Origin of the sequence: Robertmurraya korlensis (genome assembly GCF_023715225.1) — a bacterium.
In the GTDB taxonomy this organism is placed as follows: domain Bacteria; phylum Bacillota; class Bacilli; order Bacillales; family Cytobacillaceae; genus Robertmurraya_A.
On record NZ_JAMBNS010000083.1, the window covers coordinates 1 to 468 of the forward strand.

Consider the following 468-nt stretch of genomic DNA (forward strand, 5'->3'; position numbering starts at 1 on the left):
GTCTACATGAGCATCGGCGGCTCGGGGCTGACCATCGGCCTGCTGATTGCGGTGATGATCGCCACCAGGCGCAAAGAGATGAAAGAGATCGCCAAGCTGTCGATAGGCCCGGGGCTGTTCAATATTAACGAGCCGGTGATCTTCGGGATGCCGATCATGCTTAACCCGATCCTCGCCATCCCGTTTATCATCACCCCGCTGGTGACCGGCAGCATCGGCTATTTCGCCACCCTGACCGGCTTCGCCGGCAAGGCGGTGGTGATGGTCCCCTGGACCACGCCGCCGCTGATCAACGCCTGGCTCTCCACCGCCGGCTCGATGGGGGCGGTGGTGACCCAGCTTATCTGCATCGTCGTCGCGGTGCTTATCTATCTGCCTTTCGTCAAAATCGCCTCCCGCCGTGCCGATGCCGCGCAGCGTCAGGTAGACAATCAACAAACCGCCAACCCTGTCTGAGGAGCCTATGAC

Annotated in this window: 1 protein-coding gene; it reads left to right on the top strand. The window is 61.1% G+C overall.

The annotated features are described in order from the left end of the window. The coding region (locus M3175_RS25920; protein WP_251524567.1) for a PTS transporter subunit EIIC at nt 1-456 on the top strand (456 nt) is incomplete at its 5' end. Between the last annotated feature and the right edge of the window lie 12 nt (nt 457-468).